The organism is Microcoleus sp. AT3-D2, assembly GCF_036705715.1.
In the GTDB taxonomy this organism is placed as follows: Bacteria; Cyanobacteriota; Cyanobacteriia; order Cyanobacteriales; family Microcoleaceae; genus Microcoleus.
On sequence record NZ_JAUBVE010000096.1, the window covers coordinates 4,664 to 21,993 of the forward strand.

General features: G+C 46.5%; 15 protein-coding genes and 2 pseudogenes. 7 read left to right on the forward strand and 10 right to left on the reverse strand.

Features of this window, described 5'->3' with window-relative positions:
• Nucleotides 1–1,939: DUF4114 domain-containing protein (locus QUB44_RS27300; protein WP_333372442.1), on the reverse strand; the 1,939-nt coding region annotated here is incomplete at its 3' end.
• 636 nt (nt 1,940–2,575) lie between these two features.
• Here QUB44_RS27300 and QUB44_RS27305 point away from each other — a divergent pair.
• Both QUB44_RS27305 and QUB44_RS27310 read left to right on the forward strand, forming a co-directional pair.
• Nucleotides 2,576–6,097, forward strand: a complete 3,522-nt coding sequence (locus tag QUB44_RS27305) for a hypothetical protein (RefSeq protein WP_333372443.1) — start codon at nt 2,576–2,578, stop codon at nt 6,095–6,097.
• Between the two features lie 106 nt (nt 6,098–6,203).
• Nucleotides 6,204–9,077 carry a zinc-dependent metalloprotease gene (locus QUB44_RS27310; protein WP_445299931.1) on the forward strand — a complete coding sequence of 958 codons (2,874 nt, stop codon included), beginning with the start codon at nt 6,204–6,206 and terminating at the stop codon, nt 9,075–9,077.
• A 253-nt stretch (nt 9,078–9,330) separates the two neighbouring features.
• On the opposite strand, the gene QUB44_RS27315 is transcribed toward QUB44_RS27310, so the two are convergent.
• The 3 genes from QUB44_RS27315 to QUB44_RS27325 form a co-directional block, all read right to left on the reverse strand.
• The gene (locus tag QUB44_RS27315) at nt 9,331–9,954 is read right to left on the reverse strand and encodes a Uma2 family endonuclease (RefSeq protein ID WP_333372445.1); all 624 of its coding nucleotides are present in this window, start codon (nt 9,952–9,954) and stop codon (nt 9,331–9,333) included.
• Between the two features lie 133 nt (nt 9,955–10,087).
• Nucleotides 10,088–10,330 carry a hypothetical protein gene (locus QUB44_RS27320; protein ID WP_333372446.1) on the reverse strand — a complete coding sequence of 81 codons (243 nt, stop codon included), beginning with the start codon at nt 10,328–10,330 and terminating at the stop codon, nt 10,088–10,090.
• Between the two features lie 129 nt (nt 10,331–10,459).
• A complete protein-coding gene (locus tag QUB44_RS27325; RefSeq protein WP_333372447.1) occupies nt 10,460–10,780 on the reverse strand; it encodes a cupin domain-containing protein in 321 nt (106 codons plus the stop codon).
• A gap of 97 nt (nt 10,781–10,877) precedes the next feature.
• Here QUB44_RS27325 and QUB44_RS27330 point away from each other — a divergent pair, with 97 nt between their 5' ends.
• Nucleotides 10,878–11,786 (forward strand): LysR family transcriptional regulator, encoded by a 909-nt coding sequence (locus QUB44_RS27330; protein ID WP_333372448.1) that lies wholly within the window; start codon nt 10,878–10,880, stop codon nt 11,784–11,786.
• A 175-nt stretch (nt 11,787–11,961) separates the two neighbouring features.
• On the opposite strand, the gene QUB44_RS27335 is transcribed toward QUB44_RS27330, so the two are convergent.
• The 4 genes from QUB44_RS27335 to QUB44_RS27350 all read right to left on the reverse strand — a co-directional run bounded on the left by QUB44_RS27335 (nt 11,962) and on the right by QUB44_RS27350 (nt 13,106).
• A complete protein-coding gene (locus tag QUB44_RS27335) occupies nt 11,962–12,198 on the reverse strand; it encodes a DUF433 domain-containing protein (RefSeq protein WP_333372449.1) in 237 nt (78 codons plus the stop codon).
• A 94-nt stretch (nt 12,199–12,292) separates the two neighbouring features.
• Nucleotides 12,293–12,493 (reverse strand): DUF2283 domain-containing protein, encoded by a 201-nt coding sequence (locus QUB44_RS27340; RefSeq protein ID WP_333215034.1) that lies wholly within the window; start codon nt 12,491–12,493, stop codon nt 12,293–12,295.
• Nucleotides 12,483–12,749, reverse strand: a complete 267-nt coding sequence (locus QUB44_RS27345; protein ID WP_333106136.1) for a DUF4258 domain-containing protein — start codon at nt 12,747–12,749, stop codon at nt 12,483–12,485. The genes QUB44_RS27340 and QUB44_RS27345 overlap by 11 nt, the downstream gene beginning before the upstream one ends.
• A 78-nt stretch (nt 12,750–12,827) precedes the next feature.
• Nucleotides 12,828–13,106, reverse strand: coding sequence for a hypothetical protein (locus QUB44_RS27350; RefSeq protein WP_333372450.1), 279 nt, complete (start codon nt 13,104–13,106; stop codon nt 12,828–12,830).
• Between the two features lie 436 nt (nt 13,107–13,542).
• Between QUB44_RS27350 and QUB44_RS27355 the strand changes: the two genes are divergently transcribed.
• From QUB44_RS27355 to QUB44_RS27370, 4 genes and pseudogenes are all read left to right on the forward strand, one after another.
• On the forward strand, nt 13,543–14,313 hold the full coding sequence (locus tag QUB44_RS27355) for a CPBP family intramembrane glutamic endopeptidase (RefSeq protein WP_333372451.1): 771 nt from the start codon (nt 13,543–13,545) through the stop codon (nt 14,311–14,313).
• A 133-nt stretch (nt 14,314–14,446) separates the two neighbouring features.
• Nucleotides 14,447–15,313, forward strand: a pseudogene (locus QUB44_RS27360) (RNA-guided endonuclease InsQ/TnpB family protein); the annotation flags it as partial.
• Nucleotides 15,314–15,424: 111 nt separating this feature from the next.
• Nucleotides 15,425–15,763: pseudogene (locus QUB44_RS27365) on the forward strand (RNA-guided endonuclease InsQ/TnpB family protein); the annotation flags it as partial.
• Nucleotides 15,763–16,320 carry a DUF1349 domain-containing protein gene (locus QUB44_RS27370; RefSeq protein ID WP_333372454.1) on the forward strand — a complete coding sequence of 186 codons (558 nt, stop codon included), beginning with the start codon at nt 15,763–15,765 and terminating at the stop codon, nt 16,318–16,320. The pseudogene QUB44_RS27365 and the gene QUB44_RS27370, both read left to right, overlap by 1 nt.
• A gap of 149 nt (nt 16,321–16,469) precedes the next feature.
• Here QUB44_RS27370 and psaK read toward each other — a convergent pair whose 3' ends face one another.
• Entirely contained in the window at nt 16,470–16,748 is a 279-nt protein-coding gene (psaK, locus tag QUB44_RS27375) for a photosystem I reaction center subunit PsaK (RefSeq protein ID WP_333372452.1), read from the reverse strand.
• 298 nt (nt 16,749–17,046) lie between these two features.
• Nucleotides 17,047–17,268, reverse strand: coding sequence for a chlorophyll a/b-binding protein (locus QUB44_RS27380; RefSeq protein ID WP_333372453.1), 222 nt, complete (start codon nt 17,266–17,268; stop codon nt 17,047–17,049).
• Nucleotides 17,269–17,330 lie beyond the last annotated feature (62 nt).

Sequence of the window (17,330 nt, forward strand, 5' to 3'; positions counted from 1 at the left end):
CGGAAATTGTCGGATTTTCAGTTTCTACTGTGGGAGAATCTGTTTTTGGATCAGCAGGATTTGGCTCAGAATTGGGAATTTCAGAAACAGTCGGATTTTCAGTTTCTGTGGCAGAGGAATTTTCCGTTTTTATCTCAGCAGAATTCGGATCGGAATTGGGATTTTCGGAAATTGTCGGATTTTCAGTTTCTACTGTGGGAGAATCTGTTTTTGGATCAGCAGGATTTGGCTCAGAATTGGGATTTTCGGAAACAGTCGGATTTTTGGTTTCTACTGCGGGAGAATCTGTTTTTGTCTCAGCAGAATTTGGCTCAGAATTGGGAATTTCAGAAACAGTCGGATTTTTGGTTTCTACTGCGGGAGAATCTGTTTTTGGATCAGCAGGATTTGGATCAGAATTGGGATTTTCGGAAATTGTCGGGTTTTCAGTTTCTGTCGCAGAGGAGTTTTCCGTTTTTATCTCAACAGGATTCGGATCGGAATTGGGATTTTCGGAAACAGTCGGATTTTCAGTTTCTACTGCGGGAGAATCTGTTTTTGGATCAGCAGAATTCGGATCGGAATTGGGATTTTCGGAAACAGTCGGATTTTCAGTTTCTGTCGCAGAGGAGTTTTCCGTTTTTATCTCAGCAGAATTTGGATCGGAATTGGGATTTTCGGAAACAGTCGGATTTTTGGTTTCTACTGCGGGAGAATCTGTTTTTGTCTCAGCAGAATTTGGATCGGAATTGGGATTTTCGGAAATTGTCGGATTTTCAGTTTCTGTCGCAGAGGAATTTTCCGTTTTTATCTCAGCAGAATTTGGATCAGAATTGGGATTTTCGGAAATTGTCGGATTTTCAGTTTCTGTCGCTGGAGAATTTTCTGGTTTTGTTTCAACAGGATTTGTTGCAGAAGTAGTATCTGCTTTTTTGTCTTCTAATTTAGTCTCAGTTTTTGGCGCAGCGCCAGCTATCAATTCTTTGCCTTTTTCTGATGTACGCCAATCGGAGTTTTTGGCAATTACATCATCCATTGAAATGACTTTAGGGGTTGCACCTTTGAGCGAAAATATGATATCATTGTAATCAGCATCGCTCCCTTCGCCTATTCCCATATCTTCCATGACAAATATACTGCCACCATTCACAACACCGGCAATTTGTCCTGGTTGAAAAGCATCGCTGGAATTAGCTGTCGCCATTGAGAATAAGGGCTTTTTGTCGCCGCCAATCGCTGGATTATTGTACGCTTCTTGTATTGTGCCGTTGGGAACTACGATGATACCAATTTCATCTCCTGGTGTCATTGCAAAGGTTTTGATTCCTCGGTATTCCCCGATATTGAAGTTGTTTTCTCCCTCGAAGCTAGAGAATTTCGCTGCTTCTGTACTGTCAGAAATGGCGATATAACCGAGTGAGGAGTTGCTTAAAGCGCGTCTGGCTGCTTCTTTGATAAATGCTTCGGAATCGGGAACAAATTCTTGCATTCCTGTGAGGCTGATAATTGCTAGTTCTCCTTGATACCAGCCTCCGTCTGATAGGTAATCGAACACAATTTTACCTGTTTCGTCTGCTTGGAAAATGCCGGAGTCGAAAGAAATGTTATTTTGAGTTGCTGGTTTGGCTGTATCGCCTGTGATTTCGTCGGTTTGAGTTGTAGATGTTTGCGTTTTTTCAGGAATGCTGTTGGTTGTTGGTGTTGAATCTTGGTTGAGGATGAAGGCGTCTATCTCTGCTTGTTGGGGAGATATTTCTGGGCTTTTATCGAGGATTTGGTTGTTTGATTGTAATAGTTCAACGCTGGGGTTTGTGGAGGATGTTTCGTTAACTGTTAGGAGAGTTTTCGGGGGAAGAGAGTAATTATTGGTAGAATTTTCTAGTTGCAATTCTTCTGGAATGTCGGGAATGAGGGAAATATTGGCAGTTAGTTTTGGGGTAGATGCTTCGATTGGTGACATGATTTAAAGTTATGTTTCTTGATGATGAAAGTGACTAAAATTATGCAGAATCTGAGGATGTTAATCTTGAAAATTTCGCAAGCAAAGCGAGTCCAGACGATGCTGGGATTTTGTTTTTTTTATTGAGGACGCAAGCTGCGATATCGACAGGTGGAAACCTGCCAATGCGACTGAAAAAATTTTGATGCGATCGCAATAAGTTGATTTTTTTATTGCTACCGATACATTTGAGAATATCAGTAACTTTTATCGATCGCAAGCGGTTTTCACCATCTTGAAGTAAATTTTATGGAAGCTTTAACTTACTTCCGTACCCTGAAGTGTCACGCTACGAATTGTGGGCTTTTGACAACTTTGGATTGGCGATCGCCAAACTATTTTTTTCGTGCGTCGTATAAAAAGTTACTTAATTTGTTAGCAAAAATACGAAAAAACCGATCGCAACAACAGTAAAGGCTTTGGAAACTAGGTTGTACAGTCCTGGACGCACTATATGTAGTGTGGTGCGATTCCTAATAATTACTAACGACCAATGACTGATGACTTCGCCTAAGTGAAGCCTAATATATGCCAAAATACGGACGAAATGTGCTATCTGTAGAAGACGAAAGCAGCCTTGACGAAATTTAAAGTCCCATGTTGAATGCGAACGGGAGCATATTGGCAGACAATCGATCGAGCGCGTCGCAGTGGGCCGGGGAAGCTTTAGGGCTTCCCGAAGTCCAAGTACAAGCGCGTTTGCGTGGAAATCACCTGCACATTTTGTGCGAAGCAGCGCAGTGTCCGTCTCAAGAATTGGTGACGGCGAGATTCACCAACGCCCTCGAACACACTGATTTAACGCGACTGCTGCCCGATCGACCTAAAATTTACCAGTTGTTTCTGTGCGGCCGCAAAATCGGTTCCCGACAAAATGACTGGACAGTCCGGCTCGATTGCAGCAGTCCCAAGCGACAGCAACAGCCACAGCAACCGGAACCAAAAGTTGCCGAAGTGCCGCCAGCGAGTCCCCCCGACGAACCGCCCGGAAGCCGTAAAAGAGGCGGATTTTTCGGCAAATTTAAGAATGACAACCAGAAACTCAAACAGACACCAAAACCGGTAGAAACAGCAGCCCACCCGCCACAAGTACGGGAAGAACTGGATTTTGACGCCGAAAGTCTGCCGATTGCCTCCCGCATTCAATACCCAGAAGCTTTTGAAACTTCCCCCGTGACGATCGACACTTCGGCTGCTGCGACGCGGGAAGCTTTTAATTCTTCCGCCGTTCCCCCGCAGCAGAAAGCGAACCGTGGCGCGGTGGCTTTGATTCAATCCCCCGAAGCTGACTCAGGCGAGGGCGCTCGCGATGGAACATTAACGGTTTCGCCGGAAACGTTGGCGCGCCGGGGCTATCCAGATGCGATCGCCAGCTATCTCAGCGAAATCCTCGGGCCGATGGGAGTTTCGGTGAAAGTCAGCATTCGCGAAAAAGAACTCAAAAGCAACCGAGAAACCCTGCCGGTGAATGGGCCGGAAAATATCAAGCCCAAAGAACGCCGACTGCTGGTGCTGTGCGAGTCAGCTTACAGCCCCGACCCCTCCTTGCTGGCAGAACCCATCGCCGGCAGGCTGCGGAAACTGCAACTAGAGGATTTCCGGGAAGCCGTGATCGCCAGCCAAGTCAGCGGCGAAGCGAAACCGGACTGGCTGCTGCGGGTGGATTTGACTTCGCCCGACAAAATTCTCAAGGAATGGGCCAGGTGGGGAGACGTACAGTCGATCGCCAAACTGCTAAATCAACACTTGGCGGCATCGAGAGTCGAAGTGCGGGCTACCCTCAAAGAAGCAACCCTCCACCTGTTTTGCAGCAAAACTGCCAAAAAAGGACAAAAGCCTAAACGGCAAGAATACCCCGACAAGCAGCAAACCACCGACGCGATCGCCCCTTTGTTAGCCTCCTTCGCGCCCCAAGGCATCCGCGCAGCTACTATCTACGGCGTAGAACCAGCCAAGGACTCTCAGGCGGCGCCGGAGTCGCCGGTGTGGATAGACTGGGTGGACTTGCCTGCAGCCCACCACCCCGACTTGGCTGCAAACGCTAGAACGCTGGCGATCGAGGGCGACCAATTGGCTTTGACTTTTTTATTGAACAGGTTGCTCAACCCCAATCTCAGGCGCAAGCTGGAAACAGGAGGGATTCGGGCTGTCGTGCTGCAAAAAGCCGACGTGCTGCACGTCATGACAGAATCTCTGACTTGCCCTTCTCAGTCGAAGATAGGCCCGCCGGTGGCTAAATTCTTGCGACAGTTACAAATTCCGGGAGTGGCAGGGGTGCGAGTCTACGGACGGCGCGCAGGCCAGAAACTGCCCCTGTGGCGCTACGCAATCGACCTCAGAACGGCGGTTGACGAAGAATCAGCGACGGCACCCGCACCGGCTCCCTCCCAAGGGGCTGTCTTGGAAAAGGAACCGGTGCCGGAGTTTGCGCCGGCGGAGGATGGGAGTTTTTCGGGTTTGGGCGACAATTTGGTGTTCGATGCTCCGGTGCCCAATTCCTGGCGGCCCCGCTTCAAAATCAGACTCCCCGGATACAATCTGGGCGAGCAGTTAGTTCAAGCTGCGGTGCAACCGCTTGTCGCTTCGGGTTTTTTTGTTCCCAACGATGGTTTGTCAACAAATGCTGCTGCGCCGGGGGGCGTGAGAGCCGATCGCGCGGCGCGAATGGCTTTGATTTGGGCGATCGCCGGCTGTCTGCTGACTTTCAATACCGATTGGCTCCTCGGTCAATTTCTGCAATCTGCGACGGTCAATCAAGCTCCTAACGCCTCCGAAGTTTGCAGGGGGCCAAATTGTCAAAATTCATCCCCCAAGGCTGTGGGCGACGTTACAGCCAGACTGCCGAAGGAAACCGCGAACCCAGTTCCCCCTTCTGGGGAGGTGAATTTGCCTCAAATTCCGTTGCAGCCGTCGCCAGAAGCCAACCAGCAAGAGGCTTTCAATGGCTCTGGGTTTACGAAACCGGGAAATACTAGCGTTCCTGTAGCTGATGTTTCTGCTCCTCCGGTGTTCCCAACTTTGAGGAGCGAGCAGCTTGACGACCAGATAGCCCGCTATCAAGCGTACATCCATCTGCACAAAAAACCGCCGGATATTTTAATTGTCGGTAGTTCGAGGGCGCTGCGGGGCATCGACCCGGCGGTTTTGGAAACCGCTTTGGCAGCTTCGGGGTATCCGGGGCTGAGGGCTTATAATTTTGGGGTTAATGGAGCTACTCTCCAAGTTGTAGATTCGATCATCCGCCGGATTTTACCGCCGCAACAACTGCCGAAATTGCTGGTGTTGGCTGACGGGGCGAGGGCTCTCAACAGCGGGCGGCCGGATTTGACTTTTAGTGCGATCGCTTCTTCGGAAGGTTACAGGCAATTGAGCAGGGGTAGTTTTCTGATCCCCACCAATCAATTAGAATCCGAAACATCGAAAGAAAGCGCCAACAATCCGGTGGCGACTGCGACTGAATTGGTGAACAATTTGGGACAAGCTCAAGCTAATGTTCAGCAAGTGGTGAGTCAAAAGTTGGTGGAGGGTTCTGCAACTTACAAAAAGCGCGATCGACTTAAAGGGTTTTTGCGATCGATCGCCAATCCCTCATCAGCCCCTGTTGCAACCGACAGCCCCCAAACCGCAGCCTTGGGTGAACAAACAACTGAAAACGTTCAGCCAACCGCTGCGAGTAAACCAGTCAGCGAGTATCAACCAAATGGCTTTTTGCCGATCAATATACGCTTCAATTCCGAGACTTACTTTCAGAAGCACCCGAAAGTATCTGGTTATTACGACTCCGACTATCAAAATTTTAAATTGGTAGGCGAACAAGCTCTAGCACTCAAAAATCTGATCGAATTTACCAAAGTTCGCAACATTAATCTGGTGTTTGTTAATATGCCTCTGACTGAAGATTATTTAGACCCGGTGCGGACAGGTTACGAACAAGAATTCCGGCAATATATGCAAGAATTAGCAGCTCAAAGCGGACTAATTTTCCTAGATAAGAGTTTATTGTGGCCCCAGGCGCGGGAATCTTTTTCCGACCCCAGCCACCTCAACCGTTACGGTGCTGTGGCAGTTTCTAAGCGGTTGGCTCAAGATCCCATGATTCCTTGGCCTGCTAAACAATAGTTTTGACTTTTGAGTTGTGAGTTATTTTAGAAGTTAAATGAACCCAGCGTTGCGAGTGCTCGGCGACGCTCTCAAAACTATTCTTTCCTGCGGCTGGATACTGAAAATGAAAAAATTGATATTTCCTGAAAATAGCAAAAATCAACAGATCAAAAGTCCCAGAAAAAATTGGCCTTTGATATTTTTTATATTATCTTTAGCATTTTTCTGTTTCAGTTTGTATAAAGGTTTCTTTTTACCATTAGCTTTATCCTCTGGGCCGCCCAGCAACGAACAAAGTAGCGAACAGCAAACTCTGGCACCCTTTGAAGAGGTTGTCAAAGATGCGAAAAAGTTAGAGGGATTATTTACTCTTTACCGTAATCAAGCAACTGATAAAGTATATCTGGAAATTACACCGGAACAACTCAACAAAAAGTTCCTGTGCTTTGTGACATTGGCATCGGGTTTGGGGGAAGCGGGCATTTTGAGCGGATTGCCGATCGGCGATTTCTTGTTTCAACTGCGCCGCGTCCAAAATAACGTGCAGTTTGTGATACCAAATATAAATTTTCGCACCAGTCCGGGCGACCCGCAAGCCGGTTCGGTAGCACGGGGATTTAGCGAGTCTATTCTCTATTCTTTGCCACTCAAAAGCATTCATCCGCAAAGACAAACTCTGCTGATCGATTTAGGCGATTTGCTGATGAGCGAAAAACGCGATTTACCAGGGGTAAAAGCGATTTTGCCGATGCTTTTGGGCGCTTCTTACTCGATCGATGCAGACACGTCTTCTTTTAAAGATGTTAAAGCGTTTCCACTGAATGTGGAGATTGCTTCTGTCTATGGTTTTTCTAGCGATAACGACAGCGCGGTTAACTATTTACCTTCGGTTCCTGACAGTCGGGCTTTTAACCTCCGCATTCACTACAGTTTCTCGGAAGTGCCGCTAAATAACGGCTACCGCCCCAGACTGGCGGACGAGCGAGTAGGCTATTTTCTCACAGCATATAAGGACTTTTCTGACAAGAGCAGCCGGGAGCCTTTTGTGCGCTATATAAATCGCTGGCATTTGCAAAAGCAAATCCCGACAGTGCCAATGTCGCCTCCGGTACAGCCGATCGTCTTTTGGATTGAAAATAATGTGCCTCCCGAATACCGAAACGCAATCCGCGAGGGCGTTTTGGAGTGGAACAAAGCTTTTGAAAAGGCAGGTTTTACTGAGGCAATTCAGGTCAAACAAATGCCAGACAATGCTAAATGGGACCCGGCTGACGTTCGCTACAATACTATCCGCTGGTCGAGTTCTTTTGAGCCTCAGTTTGCCGGCATCGGGCCATCTCGCACTAACCCGCTGACGGGGGAAATTTTGGATGCTGACATTCTGTTGGATGCTAATGTTGTCCGGGAAATCAAACAGGGCTATCGGTCTTTGGTGGAACAAAATCGATCGCTATCTAAGAGTTTTCAAGGGCGAAACGGTTCTAATACTAATCCCTGTCAGTTTGGGATGTATTCTCGCTATTTGAATGTGCTAGAAAATGGGGATTTAGGAAAAAGCAGCGGGGAAAATGCTCAAGGTGGAATGGCTGATGATTTGCCGACTTTGGTAGAAAGATATCAAGAGCAAAAGCGAGATCCTTTATCGCGGTTGATGTCGAGTTCGGATATGTGTTTTGGGTTGGAATCGAGCCACCAGTTTGCGATGGGGGCAATGTCGATGGAGCTCTTGGAAAAGGCAGCGCCTAGCAGTGGGACGATTGACAATTATGTTAATGAATATATCCGATATTTGACAGCCCACGAAGTCGGTCACACTCTCGGTTTGAGGCACAATTTTCACGGGAGTACAATGCTGCCACCTGAAGAGTTGAACAATACTCAGGTAACTCGCACCCAAGGTTTGGTAGCGTCGGTTATGGATTATGTGCCGATTAATTTGGCACCGCAGGGAACTGTGCAGGGCGACTATTATCCGACGATTGTAGGGCCTTATGACGATTGGGCGATCGAGTATGGTTACAAGGTGATTGGTGGCGCAAACCCGAACAGCGACTTACCAGCGCTGCAACAAATTGCCAGTCGCGGTGCCCAACAGCAATTAGCTTACGCGCCGGATGAGGATTCTGTGGATATTCTCGATCCGGCTGCGAATACTTTCGATCTCAGCGCCAACATGCTGAGGTATTCGCAATGGCAATTGGATAATGCTAGGGCGATGTGGAAGCGTTTGGAAAAGCGAATTCCGGTTGGGGGAGATGGTTATAACGAACTGCGGGTGATGTTTGATTCGGTGTTCGGGTATTATCTCAACCAGGTGATGAATGCTACTTTGTACGTCGGGGGACAGTCGTTTAACCGGATTCGCCCGGGAGATACTAATGCGAAGTTGCCGTTTGTGCCGATCGAACTTTCTCAGCAGCGAGAAGCTTTAGCAACCCTTGAAAAGTACGTTTTTGCACCGGATGCGTTTAGTTTTGCGCCGGAATTGCTCAACAAATTGGCGCCGTCGCGCTGGGAACACTGGGGAAGTCCGGCTTTGGTGTTTCCTCTAGATTACCCGATCGGCGATCGAATTACTTTTTTGCAGCGGTTTGTATTGCGGGTTTTGCTATCTCCGATGCGCTTGGCGAGACTGCGGGATGCCGAGTTAAAATCAGCGCCGGAAACTGCTTTGAGGTTGCCGGAAGTGTTGAATACTGTGCAAAAGGATATCTGGCAAGAGGTTTTGCAGCCGGAAAAGAAGATGCAAATTCCAACTTTTCGGCGTTCTTTGCAGCGGGAACATTTAGCAATTTTGATCGGAATGGTGCTGCGAAAAACGAGTGTTCCAGAGGATGCGCGGAGTTTGGCTTGGTACGAGTTGCGGCAGTTGCGAGAGGGTTTGAGCAAGAGTATTCGGAATTTGGATCGGAATGCTGATGCTTATACGCGGGCTCATTTGGAGGAAACGCGCGATCGAATTTCTAAGGTTTTGAATTCGCAAATTCAGTCGAATTAATTTTGGCGTTTAGAAACCGGGTTTTTGAGGAAGATATTTCGTTGCCGCCGGCAGATTTGGTCAAAAACCCGGTTTCTTAAAATCTCAGTCAAGTTAAAATAATAGCGACCGCCCATCAATTGACAAAACCTCCGTTATCTCTGACTTTAACCAAGGGGACGGTGGATTGCTATCGTAATCGCTCAAATAATTGTATCCCAATTGCTCGTACAGTTCGTCAACTAACCATTGCAAATCTAATAATTTGCAAACACTAAGCTTGTGTCATCGCAACGATTTGAGCGGTGGTTAATACCAACTGAGGAAAAGTTGGAGAAACAATAATGGTTTCTCCTTGATATCGCTGTGCCTGATATTCACCATCGATTAAGCGGTTGATGGTCACTGTAGACTGTTTTGGAGAACCGATATACTGAACGCCTCCCAACCCTGCATAATCAACGATCCAATACTCCAGGATTCCTAAAGTTTCATACTCATTCAATTTGATGCGGTAATCATCCCGCCAATTCGTACTGACAACTTCTATCACCAAGGGAGGTGGAATATAGGCAGCAGCAGAGGCAGAACTTTGACGCATTCTGACCCATTCTTCCTTGGCAAACACCACAATGTCGGCTTTACGACTCGATTCACTTTCGCCCGGGGCAGCGTTCAATCTGACTTGTTTACTTTGTCGAGGAACGTAGGGAAGGTTCAAGGATTGGCAATGATCTACCAAGAGACGACATAAACCATCGACGACATCCTCATGTTTGGCTGTGGGTTCACTCAAGGGCATGGCAACTCCATTGACTAGCTCGAATGACCTACCGGAGTCGTCATCCCAGTTGAGAAATTCCTCGAAGGAAAGGGTTTTTTGGGCGATCGCAACCATTGATATTAACCTTTTGCGTAGGTTGGCTCTCTGTTGTCTGTTTCTAGCTTAACGTGAGGTAGAGAGATAGATCGCTGCTCTTGTAGGGTGCGTTAACGAAGTATACCGTAAACTTTGACACCTCTTCTCGGTTTTACTGCCTGCGTCCTGGTTTGCAATCTACGAAACCTAATGCTTCTGTGTCGAGAAAACTGGCGATCGAAATGGCGATCGAAATGGCGATCGGATATTCAATTTCCGCAGCACGCGCGATCGGAGCCGCTTGAATGCGTTCTGGCAAGCGTCTCAAAATAACTTCGGCATCAGCAGGAGAAAGTTGTTCTTGAAGTTTGGCTTGCATGGCATTCACCTTTGAGTTGGAATTTGATAGATACATTCAAGTCACTACCCAACTCAGATTTAGCGGTCTAACGTTGCCCATCACCCGCCGCTAGTAACCGCTGTAAATAACCGATCAATTCTCGGCGGTCGGTGTACATGGGCATTGTTATACGGCGCGCCTCCGCTACGAATGCTTTTCAGGGTAAAAGATAAATAGTGTACAACCTATGTTCGATTGGGGAATGTGACTGGAACCGATTGGATGATGAATAAATGTTCCTGCTGGATAATCACGAGTACCATCATTAAAAACGCCACTCATCACCAAAACTTCTTCTGAATTATCTTGATGGAAGTCAACGCCTTCCCACTGAGCACCAGGTTCAATTTTAACCATAACTGCCTGTGCGCCATTCTCACCTTGCCATAACTGACGCGCACTAATCCCACTGAAAATTGCTTGAACAGGGCTATCTTGTCCGTTCGACCATACGATTGTGCTCATTGAGATATTCTCCTTTAGTGCATAACTGAAGCTTAAACTGCTAGAATCTATTTGTCAAAATGAACTTATCGAAGTTTCAATTCATTTTTACTGATATATGGAATTTCGCCATCTGCAAACCTTTCAATCTATCGCGCATGAAGGCAGCTTTCTGAAAGCGGCTGAGAAACTTCAGTACGCACAATCCACGATTACACTACATATTCAGCAGCTAGAAGCAGAGCTAGGAGTAAAACTTTTCTCTCGTCGCGGTAAACGTACAGAACTAACTGTTGCTGGCAGAACCCTTATAGATCATGCCGATCAGTTGCTACATCGTGCAGCCAACTTACAGCAAACTATGACCGATCTGGTTGCTGGCGAAGCTGGACATTTACGAATTGCTTCGATAGAACCCGTTGCCAGTATTTATCTGCCTGTCATCTTGGTGCAGTTTTGCCATAAGCATCCTAAAGTGAGGCTGACGCTCGAAGTGGGTGTGACTCAATTGATTAGTCAGCGCGTCGCTGCTGGATTGATTGATTTAGCGATTTGCTCACCACCCAGCGCAAATCTAGAATTAACCTTTGAGTTGCTATTTCACGATTCGATCGCACTGCTGATTCCAGACACCCACCCACTCGCTACATTAGATGAAATTTCGGTATCCTCATTAGGCAAAGAGCGTCTGATCTTGACTGAGGAGCATTGTCCATATCGCAACATTCTTGAGAAGGCATTACTTTCTGAAGGCGTTAATCCCTTCTCAGGTATTGAGGTTATGAGTCTGGAAGCGCTCAAGCAAATGGTGCGATATGGATTAGGAATTGGTGTCATCCCTGCCGCTGCGATCGCTTTCCCTCCGCCAAATACGATCGCTCGCAGTATTTCAGGACTAGATATGAAATTACCAGTTGGTATTGTTTTCCAGTCAGAAGCAAATTTTCCCGGTTCAGTCTTACACACGCTAGTTTCAGATTTGAAAACTGGCTTGAAAAATGCTCATTTGAATCCAACTGACAGGTAAGCCTTCAGATACTTCCTCACCAATGGATTGAGCAGTATAACTTATAATTGTATCGCAGTTGCGGTACAATACCCAATATAATAGAAAAATACCGCCGATCGCTAATGTATTTCACCAAAAGTAGCAGTAATCCAGACAGCAATGGCTGGCGATAGATGAGCATTCAACCAAATAGTCATGCGGCTAAAACGGGATGGTCGAGTTTGCAGACTGCAGAGAGAAGCCCAGCTTTGAGATCGTCAACTTCCAAGTCTGGCAATTCTTCTAGAATTTGCTCAAAACTCAAACCAGCAGCTAGCAACTCTAGGATATCGATGACTCGAATCCGCATTCCCAGGATGCAGGGACGATCGCCACATTGTCTTGGGTTCACCGTGATTCTGTCAAACAGATAAGCAACGGATGCTGGCATTGTTTGAAACCTTTGTCTCTAGCTTACCTCATTTATTGCTCGAAATTCACACCGCGATATAATTCTGCGATCCCACCTCGATAAAGCGCATCAACTATGTTGCGATCGTTAGTATGAGTTCTTGAGCATTAAACAGTTTACGTTTGGAGGCATTGAGAAATTCGATGCTAACTGGTTCGTCACTTTCGTCATAACTGACAATCACGCCTCCCGGTTCAGAGATAGCATTAGCTGGAAACGCATCACGAAAAATAAAAATCAGAATGTCTGCTTCTGCATCGTATTTAACTTTCATTGGGATTCTCCTGCCAATATCGCTTGACTTGATTTGTCCAGTACAGGGTTAAAATTCGCCTGGTTTTGCCAATTTCAACAAAGGGTACTCTCAGAAGACCATTGCCTCGTTTAATTTGAGCCACCAAAACATCCTCTTCCACGATAATCTGTTGAGGATTGGTGACAGCCGCTTCAACCTCTTCCCTGGTAATTCTCAATCGCTCCTCCCATTGTTGCTGACGCTCCTGGGCGTGTTTTGTCCAAACAATTTGCATATATCCTCATACTCCTGATTCCTCTGTAGGTTCCATTTTGGATTTTGCATTTTTAATTCTAACGCCTCTATAGGGTTTTCATCTATTATAGGTATAGTTAAAATTATAAAATTTATGACCGCAGCAATATCTCTTGACATTGGTACGCTCATTACACGCACTCCCCAACTGCATGGTGGATTTCCCCACATCGTCGGTAAAGGCGTTACCGTTCGCCGCATCGTAACCTGATACAAGCGAGGATAGAATGCTGAAGAGATTTGCGATCGCATCGGACATCTCACCCTCGCCCAAGTCTACGCCGCACTCACCTACTATTATGCCAACACCCAAGAAATTGAAACTGATTTGCTTCATCAAGCAGCAGAAGCCAAGCGTCTTGAAGCTTGGCACAGCAACTTTGGTAAATATGAAATGCTAAAATAATAAATAATAGATCGCCCACCGAAAAATCTACAAGATAAGCACTATCCTCAAACTGGGAAAGAGAAACTGATTTTTACCGGATAAATTTAGGGGGTGTAGGAGGAATATCGGCAATGAAGTAAAGTTTGGTAACAAAATTCAACACTTGTGCTTCTTGAGTAAACTGTAAAGTTCGAGCTCTTAAAACTGCCCTCGGTGAAAAAATACGCTGTTTTTGGCTACCTTCCTGCGTCATTCCCAGCTTTTGTAGCACTTTAGCCGAGGCTATATTCCGCCTGAGACAATTTTCATAAATGCGATCGAGCTTTAATGTTTCAAATATTCAAGACTGATTTAGTGTAATTGATTCGTTTTTTTCTCAAAAATTATGTCTGCTAACACTGCAAAAAATCATTACTTCCGATTGGCATTGTTCTGGGCGTTTCTGGGTAGTTTGGGAAGCTTGGCGGTGTTCCCTTATGCGCTGTCTCTCAATCCGGCAGCTAGTCAATTGCCTGCACCGCTACCTGTTTTGGCGATCGCCTCCGCCCTGCAAACCGGAATTTTTCTAATTCTCCTTTGTTGGATTGGACTTCGCCTCGGTAACTCGATCGGACTTGATACGCCCATAGCTCGTGCTTTGGTATATCGACAGCCTTTCGCGCCAATATCTAAATCAGCCCTTAACACGGCGCTAATTGTAGGCTGCATCGGTGGAATCGTCCTGATAGGATTGAGTTTAGCTTTCCAACCTTGGATGCCGCCAATGGCAACTCGAACAACGCTCGAAATTGACCTCTGGAAACGCATATTAGCTTCCTTCTACGGAGGTATCACCGAAGAACTCTTGTTGCGACTGTTCGCTATGACATTGATTGCGTGGCTACTTTGGAAGATTTGTGAGCGAGACAAACCGCAACCCTCTACATTAATTTTTTGGCTGGCGATCGTGGCGGCTGCAATATTGTTTGGTGTGGGTCATTTGCCTGCGGCTGCGAATGTCTGGGCATTAACCCCGATCGTCATTCTTCGCACCATTACACTCAATGCCCTCTTAGGAATTCCTTTTGGTTTTCTTTACTGGCGTTGGGGATTAGAATACGCTATGTTATCTCATTTTTTGGCCGATTTGGTACTGCACGGAATTGGAGGAAGTTAGCAGGAGATGGAAACAATGCAATGGTACAACGAACCTTTACCAAGAAAAGGGGTCTAAAGCCCCGTCCTTTTAGGACGGCTTTAATTTCCCCAGAACTGTGATAGAGTGTTTTATATCCAGTTCCAAGACGTAAATGTTAGTATTTGAAGCCAAGCTAGAAGGAAAGAGCGAGCAGTACCAGAGGCTAGACGAAGCCATTCGTACTGCTCGCTTTATTCGTAATAGCTGCATCAGGTACTGGATAGATACGAAGGGTGTGAATCGATACGACTTGAGTGCCTACTGTGCGGTGCTTGCCAAAGAATTCCCTTGGGCTGCCAAGCTCAACTCAATGGCAAGGCAAGCTTCCGCAGAGAGAGCTTGGTCATCAATTGCTCGTTTCTACGACAACTGCAAAAAGGCAAAACCGGGAAAGAAAGGATTTCCACGTTTCAAAAAGCATGAAACCCGCGATTCTGTTGAATACAAAACCTGTGGATGGAAGCTTTCAGAAGATCTCAGAAGCATAAACTTTAGCGACGGCTTCAAAGCAGGAAGTTTTAAGTTGTGGGGAACTCGCGACTTGCATTTCTACCAGCGAAGTCAAATCAAACGAGTGCGCGTAGTGCGTCGAGCCGACGGGTACTACGTGCAATTCTGTATTGATGCTGAACGGAATGAACAGCGAGAGCCTACGGGACGAACCATTGGTTTAGACGTAGGATTGACCCATTTCTACACAGACTCGGATGGTAATACCGTCGAGAACCCGCGTCATTTAAGAAAGTCTGAGCGGTCACTCAAAAAGCTTAATCGCAGACTTTCGAGAACCCAGAAAGGTTCTAAGAACAGAGCTAAGGCGCGGAATCGATTAAGCAGAAAACACCTCAAGGTAAGTAGGCGGCGTAAAGACTTTGCTGTGAAATTAGCAAGGTGCGTAGTCCAGTCCAACGACTTGGTAGCCTACGAAGACTTGTCGGTGCGTAACATGGTCAAAAACAAAAAGCTGTCCAAGTCTATAGCAATCCGATTTGAGCCTCACAACACAACGCCCTCTTGTCTTCCTAGACTTCTTGTATAGCAAGACTTTCAGATTTTACAGATATAGAAAATCACTTAGGATTGCTATATATCTGATGCCGCTTGGACAGCTTTTAGGAATTGGATTGAATATTTTGGCAAAGTGTTGGGAGTAGCTACTGTTGCCGTCGCACCGCACTACACTAGCCAAAATTGTTCTAATTGCGAAAAGGTTGTGAAGAAATCGCTAAGTCAAAGAACACATATTTGTCCGCATTGTGGATTTGTTTTAGACCGCGATTGGAATGCTGCGCGAAATATATTAGAACTGGGATTGCGTACCGTGGGGCACACGGGAACCTATAATGCCTCTGGAGACATCGACCTCTGTTTGAGTGAGGAAACTCCTTCAAGTAAGTCGGGTCGCAGAAAGAGGAAGCCCAAACAGTGATGTTTGGAATCACCGTCGCTTTAGCGGGCGTGAGGATGTCAAAATGGCATGAGGATAACGATGTTATCCACATTACCGCCGGCGCAAAGACTGACTTTTGGCGGCAAACTCATTACGGATTCATTCGCCATAACGGCAACTTTTACTACAGTCAAGTGTCAGGCGACTTTACAGCCGAAGTCAAAATTACTGGTTGCTATCGATCGCTCTACGATCAAGCAGGATTGATGGTTAGAGAGAGCAAAAATATCTGGCTCAAGTGCGGCATTGAGTTTGTTGAGGGAGTGCAAAACGTGAGTGCGGTTGTGACACGAGACTATTCCGATTGGTCTGTTATGCCGCTTGAAGTGCCGCCTGTTTCCCTGTGGCTGCGGGTAAAGCGCCGAGCTGAAACGGTGGAAGTGCAATACTCGTTGAATGGGTCAGACTATTCAATGATGCGACTGGCCTATCTAACTGAGTCACCAATCGTTCAAGTTGGGTTAATGTGTGCGGCTCCCCAAGGTGAAGGCTTTGCAGTCAAATTTGAAGGGTTTAAGCATAGTAAGCTGATCTAATGTGGATGGTAAAAAAACCGATTACTGCGCCACTTTATATAAAATTAAAATTAGGGGTGAGTGCTTTTCACTTACCCCAGCCATTTTTTGTGCGTCTTTTAACAAACCAATTGCAGCAAGAAATCGCCACAAAAGAGGCTCAATTGCTACTAGATAGCCTTGTCGATACTCAGCCCCAAAATCGCGAATACTCCCAGCAAATGACCGGCGCTCATGCAAGCCAGAAATGCCGGTACGCTAACATTGTTGAACAAAGACGGGAACGGCAAAGGCATTTTCGGCCCGACGTGGGGATACCAAATTCGGCGGCTGAGAACTAGCAATGCTAAAATATTGCAAACAAACATCACCAGAGGCTTTTGCCAATTTCCTGATGCTGTGTCAGTCACTGTCGATGCTACTACTGCCACTAAATTTGAGTTAATCATTGTTGATGCTCCTATTTTTCATAAACTATCAGAAATGCTCGATGAGATTTCTTGCCAAAAATACAGCAGGGGCGATCGCCTTTACGCAATAAATATCTGTTGGTATCAATATTCACCGCGCCAGCGACAGCGCCCCCACCCATAATCATCGAATCACAGCAAGAAGTCTTTTAATGCCATTCAAAAGTAACGAAAGATACAAAGGGACAAAAGCATACTCGCTGCCATTTGTAACTTTTAGCCTGTCTGGCAGTGGTGGCATTTTCTCACGCTGCCAGACAGGAAACACACCTACTCATTACTGAGCAATGTAGGTAGGCAGAAAGTGGAGAATGTCGCGCAGAACGCTATATCCAGCAGCATCCCAAAGCAAATAAGCTAAGAAACCGATCATCGCTAAGCGACCGTTCCAAAGTTCTGCTTGCGGGTTGAAGCCAAACAAAAAGGCATTCCGATCTTTGCCGTTGTAAGCATTAGCCGTAGGAGGCAGGTTAGTAGGACGAGTTTGGGAGCGTGTCACTTTTGCGATGAGTACAAATACTCATAAATGCTAGGCAGAGGTTTTGAGCTATTTTTGGGCAA